General features: G+C 59.8%; 15 protein-coding genes. 10 read left to right on the top strand and 5 right to left on the bottom strand.

Translation table 11 applies throughout. The annotated features are described in order from the left end of the window. Positions 1-110 precede the first annotated feature (110 nt). From FHL16_RS12910 to FHL16_RS12890, 5 genes are all read left to right on the top strand, one after another. On the top strand, positions 111-1,193 hold the full coding sequence (locus tag FHL16_RS12910; protein WP_371857840.1) for an efflux RND transporter periplasmic adaptor subunit: 1,083 nt from the start codon (positions 111-113) through the stop codon (positions 1,191-1,193). After that, positions 1,190-4,399, top strand: a complete 3,210-nt coding sequence (locus FHL16_RS12905; protein WP_077748410.1) for an efflux RND transporter permease subunit — start codon at positions 1,190-1,192, stop codon at positions 4,397-4,399. Before FHL16_RS12910 ends, FHL16_RS12905 begins: the two co-directional genes overlap by 4 nt. A gap of 1 nt (position 4,400) precedes the next feature. Continuing rightward, entirely contained in the window at positions 4,401-5,834 is a 1,434-nt protein-coding gene (locus FHL16_RS12900; protein WP_077748409.1) for an efflux transporter outer membrane subunit, read from the top strand. Between the two features lie 113 nt (positions 5,835-5,947). Then, entirely contained in the window at positions 5,948-7,288 is a 1,341-nt protein-coding gene (gene potE, locus FHL16_RS12895) for a putrescine-ornithine antiporter (protein WP_010460119.1), read from the top strand. Positions 7,289-7,335: 47 nt separating this feature from the next. After that, the gene (locus FHL16_RS12890; RefSeq protein WP_077748408.1) at positions 7,336-8,244 is read left to right on the top strand and encodes an amino acid ABC transporter substrate-binding protein; all 909 of its coding nucleotides are present in this window, start codon (positions 7,336-7,338) and stop codon (positions 8,242-8,244) included. Positions 8,245-8,255: 11 nt separating this feature from the next. Here the strand turns inward: FHL16_RS12890 and FHL16_RS12885 are convergent, their stop codons facing one another. The 4 genes from FHL16_RS12885 to FHL16_RS12865 form a co-directional block, all read right to left on the bottom strand. Then, positions 8,256-11,141, bottom strand: coding sequence for a sensor domain-containing phosphodiesterase (locus FHL16_RS12885; protein ID WP_010460114.1), 2,886 nt, complete (start codon positions 11,139-11,141; stop codon positions 8,256-8,258). A gap of 141 nt (positions 11,142-11,282) precedes the next feature. Further along, positions 11,283-12,104: a polyphosphate kinase 2 gene (ppk2, locus tag FHL16_RS12880; RefSeq protein WP_010460112.1), complete on the bottom strand. Its 822-nt coding sequence runs from the start codon at positions 12,102-12,104 to the stop codon at positions 11,283-11,285. 218 nt (positions 12,105-12,322) lie between these two features. Next, the gene (locus tag FHL16_RS12870) at positions 12,323-12,520 is read right to left on the bottom strand and encodes a YbdD/YjiX family protein (protein ID WP_010460111.1); all 198 of its coding nucleotides are present in this window, start codon (positions 12,518-12,520) and stop codon (positions 12,323-12,325) included. A 16-nt stretch (positions 12,521-12,536) separates the two neighbouring features. Beyond that, a complete protein-coding gene (locus FHL16_RS12865; protein ID WP_010460108.1) occupies positions 12,537-14,594 on the bottom strand; it encodes a carbon starvation CstA family protein in 2,058 nt (685 codons plus the stop codon). Between the two features lie 289 nt (positions 14,595-14,883). Here FHL16_RS12865 and FHL16_RS12860 point away from each other — a divergent pair, with 289 nt between their 5' ends. The 5 genes from FHL16_RS12860 (at position 14,884) to FHL16_RS12840 (ending at position 20,826) form a co-directional block, all read left to right on the top strand. After that, positions 14,884-16,251, top strand: a complete 1,368-nt coding sequence (locus FHL16_RS12860; protein ID WP_077748407.1) for a cache domain-containing protein — start codon at positions 14,884-14,886, stop codon at positions 16,249-16,251. Positions 16,252-16,284: 33 nt separating this feature from the next. Further along, the gene (locus FHL16_RS12855) at positions 16,285-16,917 is read left to right on the top strand and encodes a response regulator (protein WP_010460104.1); all 633 of its coding nucleotides are present in this window, start codon (positions 16,285-16,287) and stop codon (positions 16,915-16,917) included. 219 nt (positions 16,918-17,136) lie between these two features. Then, positions 17,137-18,675, top strand: a complete 1,539-nt coding sequence (locus FHL16_RS12850) for an efflux transporter outer membrane subunit (RefSeq protein WP_077748406.1) — start codon at positions 17,137-17,139, stop codon at positions 18,673-18,675. Continuing rightward, positions 18,672-19,811, top strand: coding sequence for an HlyD family secretion protein (locus FHL16_RS12845; RefSeq protein WP_077748405.1), 1,140 nt, complete (start codon positions 18,672-18,674; stop codon positions 19,809-19,811). Before FHL16_RS12850 ends, FHL16_RS12845 begins: the two co-directional genes overlap by 4 nt. Beyond that, positions 19,801-20,826, top strand: a complete 1,026-nt coding sequence (locus FHL16_RS12840) for a DUF2955 domain-containing protein (protein WP_077748404.1) — start codon at positions 19,801-19,803, stop codon at positions 20,824-20,826. Before FHL16_RS12845 ends, FHL16_RS12840 begins: the two co-directional genes overlap by 11 nt. Here the strand turns inward: FHL16_RS12840 and FHL16_RS12835 are convergent. Beyond that, on the bottom strand, positions 20,811-21,266 hold the full coding sequence (locus FHL16_RS12835; RefSeq protein ID WP_077748403.1) for a YMGG-like glycine zipper-containing protein: 456 nt from the start codon (positions 21,264-21,266) through the stop codon (positions 20,811-20,813). The genes FHL16_RS12840 and FHL16_RS12835 overlap by 16 nt on opposite strands. Positions 21,267-21,354: the final 88 nt, after the last annotated feature.

The raw sequence follows: 21,354 nt of genomic DNA, 5'->3' as shown, positions 1-21,354 counted from the left end.
TCAGGCAGCTCGTCGGCTTGCCTGTTGCCATTATGGTCGGGGTCTTGAGCCTGGTCGGTTGCGGCAAAGAGCCCGTAACCCTGACTCGCCAAGCCCCCGATGTGACGGTCATGACGGTCACCGCCCGCGACACCCCGGTAACATTCGAATTCGTTGCCCAGACACAAAGTTCCCGCGAGGTTGAGATCCGCGCCCGGGTTGCCGGCTTCCTGGAGAAGCGGCTGTACACCGAAGGCGATTTGGTAAAAACCGGGCAAACGCTGTTCCAGATGGACCGTAAACCTTTTGAAGCGTCATTGCTGTCGGCTCAGGGCCAATTGGCTCAACAACAGGCACGCTGGGAAGTCGCCAAGGCTACGCTGGCCCGTGTCCGTCCCTTGGCGGCGCAGAATGCGGTCAGCAAGATGGATCTGGACAATGCTGTCGGTGATGAGCGTCAGACACGGGCTGCCGTGCTTGCCGCCGAGGGCACGGTTCGAACCGAACAGTTGAACCTCAGTTACACCACCATAGCCTCGCCCCTCACCGGCCTTTCAAGTTTTGCCAAAAAGCAGGAAGGCAGTTACGTCACGCCGGGTGAATCCGGGCTGCTGACCACCGTTTCACAGATGGACCCTATCTACGTCAACTTCAGTCTTTCGGAAAACGAGACGCTCAAGTTCCGCGACGAGATTGCGTCTGGACACCTTATATTTCCCCTGCGCAGTGAGTTCGTCGTAGAGGTCGTCCTGGCCGACGGCACCGTTGTCCCCGAGCGTGGCCGCCTGAATTTTGCAGCGCCTTCTTATAGCCAGGATACCGGGACCTTTCTGGTCCGGGCGGTGGTTGCCAACCCGACAGGCCTACTTAGACCCGGACAGTTCGTGCGGGTGCGGGCCATCGGGGCTTCCAGGCCGAACGCCATTACGGTGCCGCAGAAGGCCGTTCTGGAGGGAGCCAAAAGCCGTTTCGTCTGGGTGATCAATGCACAGGGCAAGCCCGAGCAACGGGTGGTCGAAGTGGGTGACTGGCATGGCAATGACTGGTTTATCACCCAAGGATTGCAAGCCGGTGAACGCATCGTGGTCGATGGTGCGATCAGAGTGACCCCCGGAGGGCCGCTGAATATCATCGCCCCCCCTCCCCCGGCAACCGAGACGACGGCAAAACCGACAGCCACCGCGTCGGTGCAAGACAGTGGGCGTCGCCCATGAGCATCTCTCACTATTGCATTGATCGTCCCATTTTTGCTTCCGTTATCTCGATCATCATCACCTTGGCCGGTGCAGTGGCGATGGTCAGTTTGCCGGTCGCCCAGTACCCGGATATCACACCGCCGCAGATTACGGTGTCAGCCACCTACCCGGGCGCGGATGCCCAGGTCGTGGCCAATAATGTGGCAGCGCCTATCGAGCAGCAGGTCAACGGCGCCGACAACATGATCTACATGAACTCGTCGAGCTCAGCGACCGGCAACATGACCCTCAATGTGTTCTTCGAGATTGGCACCGACCCTTCCCTTGCCCAGGTAGACGTGCAGAACCGGGTCAACCTGGCCCTGCCGCAACTGCCCTCCGCGGTTCAGAGCCAGGGTATTCAGGTGCAGAAGAAATCTTCGGCCTTCATGATGGTCCTCGCCGTGTACTCCGCAGGTGATCGTTTTGACAGCACCTATGTGGCCAACTACGCCAACCTCTACATTCTGGATGCGATCAAGCGTATTCCGGGCGCCAACCAGGCCAGTATTTTCGGCACACCCGACTACGCCATGCGGATCTGGCTCAAGCCCGACCGGATGGCCCAGTTGGGCATCACTGCGGCAGACGTGCAAAAAGCCGTGTCCAATCAGAACCAGCAATTTGCTGTCGGTCGCGTTGGCCAGTCGCCCACCGGCCAGGCGGTAGAGCAGTCGTTTGCCGTGACCACCAAGGGACGTCTGACCGAGCCGGTAGAGTTCGAGAACATCATTCTGCGCGCCAGCAACGAAGGGGCGGCAATCGTTCGTCTCAAGGACATCGGCCGTGCCGAACTCGGACAAAAAGACTACTCGCTGCGCAGCACCTATCAGGGCCGTCCGGCAACGCTGATTGCGGTGTATCAACAACCGGGCGCCAACGCCCTCGACGTGTCTGCTGCGGTTACCAAGACCCTGGCAGACATGAAGACGACCTTCCCCGAGGGCATCGAATACAAGATCGTAATGGACACCACCGCGTTTACCCGCGCCTCGATTTCCGAGGTGATATACACCTTTTTCGAAGCGCTGGTGTTGGTGGTCATCGTGGTGTTCATCTTTCTGCAGAGCCTGCGTGCCACCCTGATCCCGGTGCTTGCGGTGCCGGTGTCGATCGTCGGCACCTTCATCGGGATGTCGGCATTGGGCTTTTCAGTGAACATGCTGACGCTGTTCGGGATGGTCTTGGCCATCGGTATCGTGGTCGACGACGCCATCGTGGTGATCGAGAACGTCGAACGCAACATGCACGTCCACAAGATGACGCCCAAGGACGCCGCGAAAAAAGCCATGGATGAAGTCGCAGGCCCGGTGGTGGCCATCGTGCTGGTGCTGTGCGCGGTGTTCATCCCGGTGGCCTTCATGGGCGGGATCACAGGCCAGCTCTACAAACAGTTCGCGATCACCATCGCCATCTCTGTGGTGATATCCGGTCTGGTGGCATTGACACTTTCGCCTGCCTTGGCGGCCCTGCTGCTCAAACCCCAACACGGCGAAAAAAATGCTTTTTTCCGCTGGTTCGAGCACAGCTTCGAACGCATGACCGAGGGCTACTCGCGCTCGGTGGCCTTCATGATCAAGCGCTTCGTGATGGCGTTGTTACTGTTCGCCGGCATGATCGCGTTGATTCTGCTCATGGCGCAGCGCATTCCCAGCGCCTTTTTGCCGCCGGAAGATCAGGGGTATCTGCTGGGGGCCGTGATCATGCCCGATGCCGCCAGTCTCGATCGCACCGGCGAGGTGGGCAAAGTAGCCAGTGACTTCTTCATGAACGACGAGGCCGTCGAGGGCGTTGCCATCGTTAATGGTTACAGCCTGCTCGACGGCCAGAACAAGAACAATGCCGGCGCCTTTTTTGTCGGGTTCAAGGATTTCGAGGAGCGCTACAAGGACTCGGACACAATCAAGGAACAAAGTGCCCCCGCCGTCATCCAGAAAGCAGTCCATGCTTTTGCCAACGTTCAAGGCGGGATCATTCTGCCGGTGAATCCGCCGTCCATTCCCGGCCTTGGCACCACCGGCGGCATGGAGGTATGGATTCAGAGCAAGGGGGATGCCGGCGTCAATCAACTGGCAGAAATGGTCGGCACGTTTGTCGCCAAAGCCAGGCAGCGCCCCGAACTCGGCGCCATCACCTCCACCTTCAACGTGTTTTCCCGGCAATTGCTGGTCGACGTAGACCGGGAAAAGGCAGAGTCGCTGGGTGTGCCGGTGGAAGAAGTCTATAGCACCATGCAGACCATGTTCGGCTCGCTCTATGTGTCGCAATTCAACAAATTCAGCCGGCTGTGGCAGGTGATCCTGCAGGCAGAACCAAGCTATCGCCTCAAGGCCGAGGACCTGCAACAGATCTACGTGCGCAACAAAAACCAGGAGATGGTGCCGCTCAAAGCCGTGCTGACCACCCGCTACGTCACCGGTCCCGACCTGCTGACCCGTTTCAATAACTTCCCCGCAGTCAAACTCACCGCCAACGCAGCCCCCGGTTACAGCTCCGGCCAGGCACTCAAGGCGCTGGAAGAAATAAGCGCTGAAATCATGACCAACGACTACGCCCTGGCCTTGAGTGGTGAAGCCTTCGAGGAGAAAAAAAGCGGCGGTGCCTCGTCCCGGGTGTTCATCTTCGGCCTGATCATGGTGTTCCTGATCCTGGCGGCTCAATACGAGAAATGGTCACTGCCTGTCGGGGTGCTGCTGGCGGTGCCCTTTGCATTGTTCGGTGCGCTGCTGGCTGTGCTGATCCGTGGGTTGAGCAATGACGTTTATTTCCAGATCGGCTTGACCATGCTGGTGGCCCTGGCCGCCAAGAACGCCATCCTGATTTTCGAGTTTGCGGTACTGAACCGCGAAAGCGGCATGTCTGCCTACGATGCCGCCATGACCGCCGCCAAGGAGCGCTTGCGCCCGATTGTGATGACATCCCTGGCGTTTATTCTGGGCTGCGTCCCGCTGGCCATTGCCGTCGGTGCATCCGAAAACAGTCGCCACTCCATCGGCACAGGGGTCATTGGCGGGATGCTGGCGGCGACAGTCATCGCAATCTTCTTTATCCCGCTGTTTTACTACCTGGTCGAACGGTTGACCGAGAAAAAAGGCACGGTCAGGCAGACCACTCAGCCACCGCCGTCTACGTCGACCGGGGAGATTCCCGGCGGCGCTGCGCAACACCGACATGAGGGGGATTGAGATGCGCACCTTTCATCTTCCCCTCGTGGTGTGCCTGGGCCTGACGGGCTGCATGCTCGGCCCGGACTACCAACGTCCGACCACGGACACCCCGGCAACCTACCGTTATGCAGACCAGGAGGCCCATGACCTGTCCAATACGCTGTGGTGGGAACAGTTCAAGGATCCGGCGCTCAATGACCTGATTCGCACGGCGCTGGCGGAAAACAAAGACATCAAGATTGCCGCCGCCCGGGTCGAGGAATTCCAGGGCCGTTACGGAGTGGTGCGCTCGCAGATGTTTCCGCAAATCGGCGCCGGTGCGCAAGGCAGTCGGTCCAGGGCGCCACGCGACAACGGCCCGGTGCCTTTGGATGCCAACGTCGATCCGATTTACAACAACTACCAGGCCACCCTCAGTGTCAGCTGGGAGCTGGATATCTGGGGTCGTTTGCGGCGCCTCAATGAATCCGCACGCGCTGACCTGCTGGCCTCTGAAGAAGGCCGGCGCACGGTCATTCTGAGCCTGGTGTCGTCGGTGGCATCCAGCTACATCCTGCTTCGCGATCTCGACCGCGAACTGGAAATCGCCCGCACCACTGCCAAGGCCCGCGGCGACTCCTACGAAATTTTCAAACTGCGCTTTGGTGCCGGCACCATTTCCGAAATGGAACTGGCGCAAAACCTCTCCGAGTTCCAGCGCACCCAGGCCTCTGTATCGCAATTCGAGTCCCAGGTTGCACAGCAGGAAAACAACCTGGCCGTGCTGTTGGGACGCAACCCGGGCCCAATCCTGCGCGGACGTGACCTGGCCCAACTGACGCTACCGTTGGTGCCTGCCGGCTTGCCTTCGGACTTATTGGAACGACGCCCCGACCTGCGTCAGGCCGAGCTGGATCTGATTTCCGCCAATGCCCGCATCGGTGCCGCCAAGGCGCTGTATTTCCCGACGATCTCCCTGACCGGGCTACTGGGCTCAGTGAGTGATCAACTCTCAAATTTGTTCACCGGGCCCGCCGCCACCTGGTCCTATGGTGTCGCCGCGAGCATGCCGATTTTCACCGCGGGTGGCATCGCCGGTGAAGTCCAGCAAGCCGAGGCGTTCCAGCAACAAACCTTGCTGGCCTACCAAAAGACCATTCAGTCGGCTTTCAGGGATGTTGAAAACGCACTGGTGGCGGCGAGCAAATCCCGCGAGCAGATGATGTCCCAGGCCAATCAGGTCGAGGCGTTGCGCACTTACACCCGGTTTGCGCGCCTGCGCTACGACAACGGGTACACCAGCTACATAGAAGTACTGGATGCCGAACGCAGCTTGTTCGACGCCGAGTTGAATTACACCCGGACCCGGGGTTCGGTGTTCAGCGCCATGGTCGATGTTTACAAGGCCACTGGCGGAGGCTGGGTTACCGAAGCGGACAAGCTGACCGTCACTGCAAGCGAAAAACCACCCTGATTAGCGCTAGACAGATGGGGTCACAAAAACACCAAGGTTAAGCCCTTGCCCGCCGACAAGTATCCAAGCGTCGGGCACAGGGTCAATGCGTCGAGCAGATCCAGGAGTTTCCGATGGCCGACTCAAGCAAGAAAATGAGCCTCATGGGGCTCACCACACTGGTCACGGTGAACATGATGGGCTCAGGCATCATCATGTTGCCGACAAGCATGGCGCAACTCGGGGCTGTTTCATTGTTGTCATGGATCGTCACGGCCATTGGCTCAATGTCCATCGCCTACTGCTTTTCCCAGTGCGGTATTTTCTGCCCGCGTCCAGGAGGGTTGTCTGCCTACACCGAAGAGGCACACGCCAAATCTGGGTTCTTCCTCTGCTCGTACCTGTACTTCCTTTCGCTGGCCATCGCCAACGTGGCCGTCGCCATCTCCGCGGTGGGGTACATGACATCGTTCCTGCCGTGGCTGGGAAGTGGCGCCATTCCATTGTTCATCGGAACGGTCGGCTTGCTCTGGTTGACCACCGTGGCCAACTTTGGCGGCCCCGGCATCACCGGCAAGATCGGTGCGATCACCGTGTGGGGTGTCATCATCCCGGTGGCCGGCTTGTGCATCATCGGTTGGTTCTGGTTCAAGCCTGACGTGCTGGCTGCCGCATGGAACCCCAACGAACTGCCCATCTCCGAAGCCATCAGCAAAGCGATCCCCCTGACGCTGTGGGCCTTCCTCGGCATGGAGTCGGCGGCTCAGGCTTCCGATGCCGTGGACGATCCCAAGCGCACGGTGCCGCTGGCTTGCCTGTTCGGCACGCTCGGTGCAGCAGTGGTTTACGTGCTGTCGACGTCCGTTATTCAGGGCATCATACCCAATGCCGAACTGGCCAACTCATCGGCCCCTTTCGCGCTCGTCTACGCACACATGTTCAACCCGACAGTCGGCAACATCATCATGGCGCTGGCAGTATTGGCTTGTGTCGGTTCGCTGCTGGGCTGGCAGTTCACCCTGGCGCAAACGGCCAAGATGACGGCTGACCAGGGCATGTTTCCCAAACTGTTCAGCAAGGTCAGCGCGCTGAACGCGCCCATTGTCGGCATGCTTGTCTGCGGTGTGTTGCAGACCTTGATGGCGCTGTCGACCATTTCGCCCAACGCCAGCGCTCAGTTTGCAAAACTCGTCAGCCTGGCGGCAGTGACCAACCTGATCCCCTATGTGACGGCGGCCACCGGCCTGCTGGTCATGATGTACAAAGCCAAAGTCAGCGCAGGCGTATACACCCGCAATACGGCGCTGTTACTGATTGCCGTGGCTTACTCCTTGTACGCTTTGTATGCCTGCGGCAAAGAAGCCGTGTTCGGCGGCGCCCTTGTCCTGGCGTTCGGCTACCTGCTTTACGGCTTCCTCTCCAAACGGTTTGTCGAGCCATCTGCACCGCCTCAGACTCAGGCCAACATCCCTTGACCGTCGTCTTCAGGACTGCCAGCCATCTGAATTCGGGGAACCAGGATATGAACGTTAAATTGTCCAAAGCCAACAACCTGCTGCTCGTCTGCCTGCTCACGCTGATGCCGGTATTGGCGGGTGCCGATACGCTTGAGCGCGTGCGGACGACTCAATCCTTCACCCTCGGCTACTTGCCGAACTTCCCCCCTTTTAGCGCCCAGGCAAGCGATATACCGAGCGGTTATGCGATCGATCTGTGCCTGAAGATCGCCGACAAGGTCAAGACCGAATTGGCTCTGCCTGGTTTGCAAATACGCTACCTGTCGGTCTCACCCACCGACGAGATAAATGCCGTCAGCTCGGGGAAAATCGACATTCTCTGTACACCGACCGCCCCCACTCTGGAGCGGCGCAAGAGGGTGAGCTACTCAATACCGGTCTACACGGCTGGCCTCTCGGTAGTGGTGCGTCAGGATGCACCGCAGCCGTTGCTCAATGCGCTTGCTGGCAAGGTGGCTAACACCGGACCAACGTGGCGAGCGACGATCAACCATGGGTTGTCCAACCAGACCTACGCCGCCATTGCAGGCGGAGTCACCGAGACATGGATCCGTGAGCGGATGCGATTACTCGGGGTCGTGGCCACGCTTGTCACTGTCGAAAATACCGCGGCAGGCCTCAAGCAGGTCGCCGAAGGCAAGGCCGATGCCTTCTTCGCCGAACGCATGGTGCTGAAAAATCTTCTCGCCACGGATAAGTCTGCAAGCAATCTGGTTTTGCTCGACCGAATTTTCGAGTACGCACCGACTGCAATGGCAGTGGATCGAAACGATGAAGACTTCCGTTTGCTAGTCGATACCGCGCTAAGTGACATGTACCGCTCGGGCGAGATTGAGCAGGCATTCGACAAATACCTGGGTGGCGCCGACGACACGGCTAAAAAGCTGTTCAAGGTCTATGCATTGCCGCAATAACACACCCCGTTTTAGCGAGCGACAAGTAACGTATCCAGCAACGCCTGCAACCCCATGGGCTTGGCAAAATAGTAACCCTGAGCCTGCCCTGCCCCCATTTCGCGCAGCAAGATTAGCGTCGCTTCATCCTCGACACCTTCGGCCACCACGCTCAGGTCCAGCGATTCGGCCATCCGCACAATTGCCCGCACGATCGCGCGACTGCGGGCGCTGGTGGTCAGTTCAAGGATGAAAGACTTGTCGATCTTCAAGCCGCTGAAACGGTATTGATGCACGTAGCTCAGGGATGAAAATCCTGCACCGAAGTCATCGAGCACCACCGACATGCCATTGTCGGCCAATTGCTGCATGTTCTGCCGGGCAATAGCCGGCTCGGCCACCAGGGCACCTTCGGTCAACTCCAGGCAGATCCGCGACGGCGCGACCCGGTGCTGCGCCAACAGGGCAAGCACATCACTGGCAAAGTCCGGGCGCGTCATGCTGTAGCTGGAGCAATTCACGTGCACCGGCGGCCAATTGGCGTGTTGAGGGAGTGCGAGGATTACTGCAACGCTGGTGAGCATGTACAGGTCCAGTCGACCGATCAGGCGCAACCCTTCGACGTTCGGCAAAAACTCCCCTGGTGCTATCACTCGGCCGCCCGGCTGATGCCAGCGGATCAGCGCTTCAAGGGCCAACAATTCGCCAGTTTCAACGCTGACAATCGGCTGAAAATACGGCAGCAGTTCGTCGGTGCGTTTCAGCGCATTGCGCAAGGCCCCTTCGCGCTCCATCTGGTCCGAGACTTCTCGGCGCACTTCCTGATTGAACACCGCGTAGCTGTCGCGACCGGCACTCTTGACCCGGTACATCGCCGCATCGGCATCGCGCAGCAAGTCGGCCGGTTCGTGATGGAACTGATTGTCGGCGCTGACAATACCGATACTGCAGGATGAAAAAACCTCATGGCCATTGATAAAAAACGGCAGGTCAAACGCCACCAGGATCCGTTCGGCGATTTCGATCACCACGTCCAGCGGCGCGTCGGGAGCGAGCACCGAAAATTCATCGCCCCCCAGTCGTGCGAGCATGTCGGTGTCACGCAGGCAACTGCGCAAACGGTGGGCGGCTTGCCTCAACAGCAGATCGCCAAAATGGTGGCCGAGGCTGTCGTTGACCATTTTGAAACGATCAAGGTCGATGAACATCACCGCCAGGTGCCCGCCTTCGCTGCCGAATCGCAACCAGGCCTGATTGAGGTGCTGTTGCAGGTAGGTTCGGTTCGGCAACCCGGTCAGCGCATCGTGGGAGTTTTCGTGTTGCAGCTTGGCATTGGCGTGATCGAGTTCTCGGGTGCGGCTCTGCACCCGGGCTTCGAGCTTGAGGTTGGCGGAATGGATGGCTTCGGCGGCCGTGCGTCGCGACAACGCGGTGTCGATGTGCCGCGACACAAACGTCAGCAGTTCCTGATCACGCAGGGTATACCGCACTTGCGAGGTATAGCTTTGTACCGCCAGTACACCACGCACCACATCGCCATCGAACAAGGGAATGCCCAGCCAGGAGTAGGACCGGTAACACTCTTCGGCAATTTCGATTTCACCGTGCACATGCAATCGTTCAGCCTCGTCGGCGTCAATCAAGCAAGGTCGACGCTGACGAATAACGTACTCAGTCAGGCCCCGGCGTCCACGCCGTGCCGACGGACAGGTTGTCTGCCGATCATCAACGTAATACGGAAAAGTCACTTCAGTGGTCGTGTCGTCGAACAGTGCGATGTAGAAGTTCTGCGCGAACAGCAGATCACCGACGATGCCGTGCAATGTTTGAAACAGTTCAGCCATATCGCCAGGCTGGCTTGACAGTTCAGCAATCTGGAACAGCGCGCTCTGCAAATGTTCGGCGCGCTCACGTTCTGCTACTTCCTGCCTCAAGGCGTCGTTGAGTGCCGAAAGCTCCAGGGTGCGACGCATGACGATCCCTTCGAGATTCTCGCGGTGCAGGATCCGGTCCAGCGCCATGGCCACGTGGCGGACCACCACCAGAAACAATGCGCGGTCTTCAGCGCTGTAGGTACGGGAAACGTCGTAGACCTGCATGGCCAGCATGCCAAACACGTCATCCGAGGCATTTTTCAACGGCGCGCCCATCCAGAACTCGGGACGATCCCCCACGCAGTAGAAGCGGCCCTCGGCCTGAGCCGCGCGAATGCCGGCGGCGTCGATCAGCAACGGCTGGCCGGTGGTCAACACCTGGCCGGTCAACGACAGGTGTGAAACATCAAGGTACTCGTAGTGTTCGGCCTCCACGGCATCAACGTCGATGATGTCGACGTAATACGGATAGTCAATCTTGCCGGTGTGCGGGTCATACAGTGCGAGATAGAAGTTCTCGGCGTCGATCAGGCTGGCGAGTAGCCGGTGAACCCCCACCAGAAATACAAACCGGTCGCGGGTCGAACTCGCGAGGTAGGTAATTTCATACAGCACCCGCTGAGTAATTTGCGCTCGGGCAAGGGTATCGGTCTGTACCTGCATGCCCAGGCGCTGGGCAAATTCAGCGAGCGCCGGCTCCGCAGCATCCTTGATGGGCGCGAGCAGCCATCCCAATACACTTTCGCCTCGACCGGTGGGCCATCGGTGCAAGTGTCGGGCCTGGCAAAAGGCCTCAAATTCTTCACTCGCCACACTGGACGGCCACTTCGCCTGCGGGTCGCCCTGCCCGACCAGGTGCATGTGTTCGCCGGCACGGTACACCACCCATGCGGTGGTGTGAGACCAGTGGCGAGCCGAGGTCAGCAATTGTTCAACCGTTTCTTCATGGCCCTTGCAGGCTGTGCCGACAGCACCTGGCCGACTCTTCGGTAGCGTGGCGACAACGGATTGCTGCGGGGAGTCGGACAATGGACAAAAACTCATCAGCGCTCCCTGTGCCAAAACTGGCGATATCCACTTTTTAGTTGCTAGCAATACGCCAGTGTTCTTCCCGTTTAAAGCTTATGTACCTTTTTATCAATAGTTTTATTCGCTTTAGTACCCATGAAAGATTTGACGACGCACTCAGAACTTTTCGGGAATGCGTTTTAGTGGGTAATCCGGTTCGTGATAACCGCCTGGCCGCTGACGCTTGGGCAACTTCACTTTCTCGCGCGGCACCTCTTCATAAGGAATGCGGCTGAGCAAATCGGTGATGATGTTCAGACGAGCCCGTCGTTTGTCGTTCGAGTTGGCTACCAGCCAGGGAGCATGTCCGGTATCCGTCGCCTTGAACATGTCATCACGTGCACGCGAGTAGTCATACCAGCGGCTGTACGACTTCAGGTCCATTGGGGTGAGCTTCCAGATTTTGCGGCCGTCCTCAATCCGCGCTTCAAGTCGTCGGGTCTGTTCCTGCGGGCTGACTTCCAGCCAATACTTGAACAACATGATGCCCGAGTCGACGATTGCGCGCTCGACCAAGGGGACAGCCCTCAGGAAACTGACTGCCTGCTCTTTGGTGCAAAACCCCATCACGCGCTCGACGCCCGCACGGTTGTACCAACTGCGATCAAAGATCACCACTTCGCCAGCCGCAGGCAAATGTGGCAGATAACGCTGCACATACATCTGGCTTTTTTCGCGATCGGTCGGGGCAGGTAACGCCACAACGCGAAAGATCCGTGGGCTCACGCGCTCGGTCAGCGCCTTGATGGTGCCGCCCTTGCCCGCCCCGTCGCGGCCCTCGAAGACAATGCAGATCTTGATGCCCTCATGCCGCACCCATTCCTGCAACTTCACTATTTCGACATGCAGTCGGCGCAGTTCACTCAGGTAGTCCTTGTTGGACATCTTCGCGATGTCGACGGAATGACGTTTCTTGGTGGATTTCTTGTCCTTTGCCATGAACAACACCTCGCAGTCGATTGGCTCGCTGAGTTTAGTCCATGGTTGAAGATTTACCGGCGCCGAGGACGCCGTCGAGGATTTAAAAGACAAAACAAAAAAAGTGGGAGCGGGCTTGCTCGCGAAGAGGTCGTGTCAGTCAACATCCGTGTTGAATGACACACCGCTTTCGCGAGCAAGCCCGCTCCCACGGGGATTGCATCAAGCCGCCAGTTACCTCAACAACATTTAGGCCCGGCCTTGCTCCCGTAACGCGCTTCCTGGCGTTCCCGGAAGAACACTTCGTAGCTCATCACCGGCTTGTCCGGGTGTTTGCCCTGCATGTGTTCGACGTAGGTGTCGTAGTCCGGCATGCCCACCATCAAGCGCGCGGCCTGACCGAGGTATTTACCGAGGCGACTCAGGTCATTGAACATTTGGCGCCCTCCTCCCTCACGCTTGCGGCAGCGCCTGGTATGGGGCTTCTTTATCCGTACGCTCCTTGGAGCCCCAGGCCGCAATGCCGACCTTGAGCGCAAAGAACAGGATGCTGAAGACCACCAGCAGGAACAGCGCGGTCAGCGTTGCGTTGGTGTAGGCGTTGTAGATCACGTGGTGCATCTGGTCGATGCTCTTCGCCGGGGCGAGGATCTGGCCGTTGGCCAGCGCATCGCTGTACTTTTTGGCCAGGGCCAGGAAACCGATCGCCGGGTTGGCATCGAACAGCTTGATGAAGCCTGCGGTGGTGGTGCAGATCAGCAGCCACACGGCTGGCAACATGGTCACCCAGACGTAGCGCTGACGTTTCATTTTGATCAGCACAACGGTCGCCAACATCAGCGCGATACCGGCCAGCATCTGGTTGGAGATACCAAACAGCGGCCACAAGGTGTTGATGCCGCCCAGAGGGTCGATCACGCCTTGGTACAGCAGATAACCCCACATCGCTACGCAACCAGCGGTCGCGATCAGGTTGGCGGTCCAGGATTCAGTGCGCTTCAGCGACGGTACGAACGAACCGAGCAAATCCTGCAACATGAAACGCCCGGCACGGGTGCCCGCATCGACGGCTGTCAGGATGAACAACGCTTCAAACAGGATCGCGAAGTGGTACCAGAACGCCATGGTGTTTTCACCTGGCAGAACGTGATGCAGGATCTGCGCGATACCGACCGCTAGGGTCGGCGCACCGCCGGCACGGGCCAGGATCGTGGTTTCACCGATGTCCTTGGCCACCGCTTGCAGCGCTTCCGGAGTAATTGCAAAACCCCAGCTGCTGACGGTCTGAGCAACCGACACAGCATCAGAGCCAACCAGCGCCGCCGGGCTGTTCATGGCGAAGTACACGCCCGGCTCGATCACCGAAGCCGCGACCATCGCCATGATGGCGACAAAGGATTCCATCAGCATGCCGCCGTAACCGATGTAACGGGCATGACCTTCGCTGGCCAACAGTTTCGGCGTGGTGCCGGAGGCAATCAGTGCATGGAAACCCGAGACCGCGCCGCAGGCGATAGTGATGAACAGGAACGGGAACAACCCGCCTTTCCACACCGGGCCAGTGCCGTCGATGAACTGGGTCAGTGCCGGCATTTTCAGGTCGGGCATGGTGATCAGAATGCCGATCGCCAAGGCCACGATGGTGCCGATCTTCAGGAAAGTCGACAGGTAATCACGCGGGGCCAGAATCAGCCACACCGGCAATACCGCGGCGACAAAACCGTAGCCGATCAACATCCAGGTGATCTGAATGCCAGTAAACGTAAACGCTTTGGCCCAGACCGGATCAGCAGCAATCTGCCCACCGAGCCAGATCGAACCGAGCAGCAACAGCACACCAATGATGGAGATTTCACCAATGCGACCCGGGCGGATGTAGCGCATGTAGATGCCCATGAACATCGCGATCGGGATGGTCGCCATCACCGTGAAAATCCCCCACGGGCTCTCGGCCAAGGCTTTCACTACGATCAATGCCAGCACCGCAAGGATGATGATCATGATCAGGAAGCAGCCGAACAGCGCAATGGTCCCGGGGATGCGGCCCATTTCTTCCCGGACCATATCGCCCAGGGAACGGCCGTTGCGGCGGGTGGACATGAACAGGACCATGAAGTCCTGAACCGCACCGGCCAGCACCACGCCGGCAATCAGCCAAAGCGTACCGGGCAGATAGCCCATCTGCGCCGCCAAAACGGGACCGACCAGCGGACCTGCGCCGGCGATGGCCGCGAAGTGGTGACCAAAAAGTACGTGTTTGTTGGTCGGCACGTAGTCCAGGCCATCATTGTTGATGACGGCGGGCGTGGCACGATTGGGGTCGAGTTGCATCACCTTGGTGGCGATGAACAGGCTGTAGTAGCGGTAGGCAACGAGGTAGATAGCGACTGCTGCGACTACGATCCACAGGGCGTTGATCGCTTCGCCGCGGCGCAAGGCCACGACACTTAGCGCAAACGCTCCCAGAACAGCCACGGCAAACCAGGCGAGGTGTTTAGCCATACGGGGCATAGCGTGTCTCCTGCCGACAGCCAGTGGACTGCGGCGGTAATTTTTTATAATTGTGTCCGCGGTGCGGAGCTGGCCCAATATCCCCGCATGCCGTCCACAAATAAATCCGCGTTACTACGTACATGGCGCCTACGTAGTTCTACGTAGATGCGCTCCTACAAGGGTTTTGCATTTCACCTGACAGACATCCCCGCCGCAGGTCATTCCGTCCAGCACCGCTACTGGACGCGCGTATCTTTGGCATATGATGCCGGGCCATCGCCTTCCCTCGGTCCGGTCAGGAGCCAAGATGCAGCTCAAACACAAAATCGTCGCGCTCGGGATTCTGCCGCTGGTGTTGGCGATCGCGGTGATCTGCGCGCTGGTGATTTCCCTCAATCGCCAACTCGGCGATCAACAGGCGCAGCTGATTGAAGACAGCATTCTGGCGAGCAAACGCGCCGAGCTTAAAAACTACGTGGAAATGGCCCAGAGCCTGATCGCGCCGCTCTACGACGACGGGCACGGTGACGAGCACGCCCAGCAACAGGTGCTGGAAGAACTGCGCAAACTCAGTTTTGGCATCAACGGCTACTTCTTCGTCTACGACCGTGAGGGTCGCAGCCTGATGCACGCGCGCCAGTCGGAACTGGTGGGCAAATACCTGTGGGACATGAAAGATCCCCAAGGTTTGCCGGTGATTCAGGCACTGCTCAAAAGTGCGCAATCCGGCGAAGGTTTTCAGCGCTACGCCTGGAACAAGCCTTCTTCCGGCCAGGTCACCGACAAACTCGCGTATGTAGTGATGCTGGACCGTTGGGGCTGGATGCTCGGTACCGGCATCTACCTTGAAGACGTTGAGCGCGCCACCCAGCAGGCGCGTGACGAAGTGGCCCACGGCATCCGCAAGACCATGCTGGCGATTGCCGCGGTGGCGCTCGTGGCTGTGCTGTTCGTCTTCGCCAGCGGCATGACGCTCAACGTCAGCGAGCATCGCCTGGCGGACAAAAAGCTCCAGCGCCTGACCCAGCGGATCGTCAGCCTCCAGGAGGAAGAGCGCTCACGGGTTTCCCGGGAGCTGCACGACGGCATCAGCCAGGTGCTCGTCTCCATAAAATTCCAGTTCGAACTGGCCAGCCTGCTGCTGGAGAATGGCCAGGCCAACGACAAGGGTTTGAATACGCTGAAAGATGCCACGGAGCGCCTTGGCGACGCGATTGGCGAGGTTCGCAGCCTCTCTCACGATCTGCGCTCGTCATTGCTCGACACGCTGGGCCTGCCGGCGGCGATCGGCCAGCTCGCCGCCGAATTCGAGCAGCGCAGCGGTCTCACCGTGACTTACGACGATAATGAATTTGATTGTGACCTGGTCGACGGCGCGGCGGTTTCGCTGTTCCGGATTGTGCAGGAAGGCCTGACCAACATCGAACGCCACGCACAGGCTAAAAACGTTTCGATTACCCTGCATGGGTCACAGGAATCCGTGCGGTTGACGGTGGTCGACGACGGTGTCGGTTTTAATGTCGCCCAGGTCGAACGTCGCCACGCGGGCATCGGCCTGCGTAATATCCGTGAGCGTGTCGAACATTTTGGCGGGCGGTTCGACCTGATATCGATGCCTGGAAGAAGTGAGCTGGACGTGCTGCTGCCGATGAAAATGCCCGGTGCGAAACGCTGACCCACCCCCTTACAACAAGAGTGAATATCTGCGATGAACCTGCCCTATCCGATCCGCGTCGCCCTGGTCGACGATCACTCCCTGGTCCGCGACGGGATCAAAGCGCTGCTCGCGGTCATGGCGCCCCTGGAAGTGGTGGGCGAAGCCGAAAGTGGCGCGCAGGCCATCGAGATGGTCGGGCGCTGCCAGCCAGACTTGTTGCTGGTCGACATCAGCCTGCGCGACATGAACGGGCTTGAGCTGACCCGCGTGCTGCGCAGCCAGTACCCGTCGCTCAAGGTGCTGATGCTGAGCATGTACGACAATTATGAATACGTGAGTGAATCCGTTCGCGCCGGCGCCAGCGGCTATGTGCTGAAGAACTCACCGTCGCGGGAAATCATTGCGGCCATCGAAGCCATCGTCAGTGGCGGCACGTTCTACAGCGCCGAAATCGCCCAGCGGCTGATAGCCGACAAAAGCACCGACAATGAGCTGACCCCTCGCGAAAGCCAGGTGTTGTACAAAATGGCGCAAGGATTGAACAACAAGGAAATGGCCCGCGAGCTCGACATCAGCGTGCGCACTGTGGAAACCCATCGTTTGAGCATCCGCCGCAAACTGAACATCGACAAACCCGCAGCCCTGGTCAAGTACGCGATCGATCACGGGATCATTTCGCGCTAGCAGGCACGCCTTGCACCGTCTCGGGATTGACCACCTTGGCAGAGCGGATAAACAACGCCCGCGCCTTCTCCCAGAAATTGCCCCCCAGCACAAAAGGACTCATGAGTGTCCTGCCTATAAGTGATCGCAGAAGGTTTGAGGTTGCCTGAGAAGCTTAACAGCCGGTTGCTCATTTGGACGGCTATGCTCCAGTGACCTTCTCTGGTTGGACGATACGCGATGCCTCGAGGCCGTTCCTTGCAAAGACTGCCAGGCCACCTCCTCCTGCTCGGCGCACTTGGCCTGAGTGGCTGCGTGCGGCTGGGGCCGGACTTCCAGCCGCCGGGCGAAACGTGGGTCGAACACTGGAATACCGCAGCCCTTGAACACGCCAGTCAACGCGGACCGAATCCGGATATCCGCCAGTGGTGGCAGGTCTTCAACGATCCGCTACTGAATCAGCTGATCGCCGAGTCGGATGCAAATAATTCCAGCCTGAAAATCGCCGGCTTGCGCGTGATGGAAGCCCGTGCCCAGCTGGGCATTGCGCAAAGCGCTCTGTACCCGCAACTGCAGCAAGCCAGCGCCGACAGTTTGTACTTCAATCGCCGGCAATCGGGTGGCACCAATCCCCAGGACAGCCATTTCTGGCAATACAGCGCTGGGTTCGACATGGGTTGGGAGCTGGACTTCTGGGGGCGTTTCAGCCGGGCCATCGAATCGTCCGACGCCAGTTATTTTGCCGCTCAGGCCAACTACGAAGACGTGCTGGTATTGCTGCGCGCCCAGGTCGCGGACACCTACTTTTCATTGCGCACCACCGAGGCCCGGTTACGCGTTGCCCGGGAGAACGCCAAACAACAAAAGCGTAATTTCGAGATCACCGAAAAACTGTTCAACAGCGGCCAGCAAGCGGAACTCGACCTGCAACAGGCCAAAACCCAATACCTCGGCACCCTGAGCACCATCCCCTCCCTCGGAGACCAGTTGCAACGAACGCGCAATGCCTTGGCCGTGCTGATCGGGCAACCGCCCGGCGCGTTACCGCTGCTCGTGAGCAACGAAGGCTTGATCCCGCTGGTCGATCGCGCCGTGCTCCAGGATGTGCCGGCCAATCTGCTGCTGCGTCGGCCCGATGTGCGCGCCGCCGAGCTGAATGTCGCCGCCCAGTCGGCATTGATTGGCGTGGCCGAAAGTGACTTCTATCCGTCGCTGACCTTGCTTGGCAGCATCGTCTGGTCGGCCGACACGCTCAACGGTACGTCCCGAAGCCTGGACCTGATCGGCGGTCCCAGCCTGCGCTGGAACCTGTTCGACCATGGTCAGATCAGCAATAACGTGCGCGTCCAGGATGCGCGGTTGCAGCAACTGATCGAGGCGTACCGCGACAAAGTCCGCCAGGCTGCGCGGGAGGCTGACGATGCCGCCACTGGTTTGATCAAATCGCTGGAGCGCGAACGCATCCTGAGCGAAGCCGGAGTGGCCGCCAAACGCTCGCTGGTGCTGGCCAGCACGCAGTACCGCGAAGGTTACTCAGACTTTCAGCGGGTGCTCGATGCTCAGCGCGCACTGCTCGAACAGCAGGACAGCTACCTGGTCGCCCGCAGCAACGCGGTGAGCAACCTGATTGCCCTGTACAAATCCCTCGGTGGCGGTTGGTACAGCGCCCAGCCCAAAGTCGATGAAGCCACCCGCCAGCAGATGGAAAAACGCACCGACTGGGGCGACCTGCTGAGCGAGCCCGCCACCCTCCCTGCCTCACAAGGTAAACAGCCATGAGTGAAACCGCGCAGCCTGTCCCCGAGGCGCCCGCCCCAAAGCCTCCTGAGCCTGCCGCCGACCCGGCGAAAAAAGGCATCAAATGGGTGCTGCTCCTGATCCTCCTGAGCCTGGCGTGGTACCTGGCGGCCGACCGTTTCACGCCCTATACGCAACAAGCCCGCGTGGGCGCCTTTGTCATTCCGGTCGCCTCGGAAGTCGCCGGCCGGGTGATCCGCGTCAACGTGCGCAACAATCAGGACGTCCAGGCGGGCGACGTGCTGTTCGAAGTGGACCCGCAGCCGTATCAGATCGCCGTCGACCGCGCCCGCGCAGACCTTGAATCGACCCGTCGGCAGATCGGCGCCAGCACCGCCGGCATCGCTTCGGCGCAAGCCAACTTGCGCGCGGCCCAGGCCAACGAACTGAAGGCGAAACAAGACAATCAACGTTTGGAAGGTTTGTACCGCGAAGACCCCGGAACCATTTCCGTGCGTCTGCTCGAAGTGTCTCGCGCCAATCGTGAACAGGCGGTCAGCCAGGTCGCGGCCGCCCGCGCCGAAGTGCAACGCGCCCGCGAGCAAGAAGGTGGCAGCGAGGAAGACAACGCCCTGCTGCGAAGCGCCGCCACGGCGCTGTCGAAAGCCGAGCTGGATCTGTCCAACACGCAGATTCGCGCCCGTTCGGCGGGGTTGGTCACCGACCTGCGCACCGACGCCGGGCAGTTCGCCGCGGCCGGTGGCCCGGTCATGACCCTGATTGCCATCCACGATGTCTGGATCAGCGCGGACATGACTGAAAACAACCTCGGTCTGGTGAAAGTCGATACGCCTGTGGCGATCGTCCTGGATGCATTCCCGGGCGAAGTGTTCGACGGACGCGTGCGCAGTGTCGGTTATGGCGTCAGTGTCGGACAGACACCGGCGCCTGGCACCTTACCCAGTGTCCAGAACAGCCGCGACTGGCTGCGACCGGCCCAGCGTTTTCCGGTGATTATCGAGCTCTCCGAAGACGCCCGAAAAACCTTGCGTGACAGCGGCGCCATCCGTGCTGGCGGGCAGGCCGAAGTCATGGCCTTCCCGACTCAAGGCAACCCGCTGAACCCGTTGGGTCGGCTGTTTGTGGGTTTCATGAGCTGGCTGAGCTATGCCTACTAAACGCACGCCCCGGGAACAGCGCGCATTACGCCTGGCCACTGGCACGGCGCTGTGCCTTGCCGCCAGCTTCGGCCTCGGGTTGCCGATCCCCTTTCTCGCGCCGGTGCTGTGCCTGATCCTGCTGGCCTCGATCAATCGCCCGTTGCCGTTCAAGGCAGCCGTGGTGCTCGCATTGGCTGCGATGTTGACCACGGGCCTCGGCCTGTTGTTGATCCCGATCCTGCGTTATTACCCCTTCAGCGGCGTGCTGCTGATCGGTCTGAGCCTGTTTCTGGTCTTCCGTTTTGGCCTGCGCGGTGGAAATGCCCTGATCGTGACCTTTCTGGTGATTGGCCTGACGATGATTTCCTCGGCCGGCGTTGCCGAATTCGATCTGGCGGCGATGGTCATCGGTGCCCTGGTCAAGGGCTTGCTGCTCGCCGTAGCGGTCGTGGCGATCAGTCACGGGTTATTCCCGGATCCGCCCAACGCCCCTTCCCCGCCGCCCACCCCGACGTTGCCCGCCGAAGAGGTCAGCCGAGTGGCGCTACGTGCAACCCTGATCGTGTTACCGACGTTCCTGCTCGCGTTGATCGACCCGGCCGGTTACCTGCCGATCATCCTCAAAGCCGTCAGCCTGGGCCAACAAAGCTCCACGACCAACGCCCACACAGCCGGTCGCGAACTCGTTGGCTCAACCTTGCTCGCAGGCCTGCTGGCGATCCTGTTCTGGAGCGCCCTCAGCCTGTTTGTGCACCTGTGGATGTTCTTTCTGTGGATGCTGCTGTTCGGCCTGGTGCTGGCGCGCAAGCTCTACGCGCTGAGCCCGACCGGGTTCAGCCCGGGGTTCTGGCTCAACACCCTGATCACGCTGATTATCCTGCTGGGCCAGTCGGTTCAGGACAGCATCGCAGGCAAGGACGTGTACACCGCGTTTGCGGTGCGCATGGGCTTGTTCCTTGCCGTCACGTTGTACGCCTGCCTGATGGTTTATCTGCTCGAGCAGCGGCCGCGAAAGGCTCAGGGGTTAACCTGATACCCCTTGCCCTGCAGGCAACTGGTGTACGCCGTCGAGGTCGTTGCGGCACTGGTTTTCTCTTGTGCCCGGCGTTCCTGACGCTGACGCGAGCCGCCCACCACGGCACCGGCCACGGCGGTCTCTTTCGCGCGGTCCTGCCGATAGTCCTGTTTCGTGTCGTCATCGATGCGCTCATAAAACTCGTCATGCTGACGCCCGCGCACTTCTGCCCCGGCCGATCCCGCGGCGGCCCCCGCGGCAGCACCGCGCAATCGCCCTCCGGAAGCAGGCTGTGCGGTCGACGCGGCCTGACCGGACGCGATGCTGTTGCATTCATTGATGTCCAGCTGGGTCTGTTGCGAACTCTGCCCTTTCATCGGAACGACCGTTGCAGCCCAACCCTGGGTGCACGCAACCGTCAATGCGATGCTCAGGCCGATGGATGACACCTTGCTCATAATGACCTCCAACGCAGCCCGTCACTCTGCACTAACCCCGGGTAGCTGATCCCGGGCTTGATTCAGCAACAAAGAGTGTAGATCACGC

The sequence above is a fragment of the Pseudomonas sp. FSL W5-0299 genome, assembly GCF_005930655.1.
Taxonomy (GTDB): domain Bacteria; phylum Pseudomonadota; class Gammaproteobacteria; order Pseudomonadales; family Pseudomonadaceae; genus Aquipseudomonas; species Aquipseudomonas mandelii.
The sequence above is the reverse complement of the archived record's forward strand: the minus strand, read 5'-3'. Positions and strand labels throughout refer to the sequence as shown.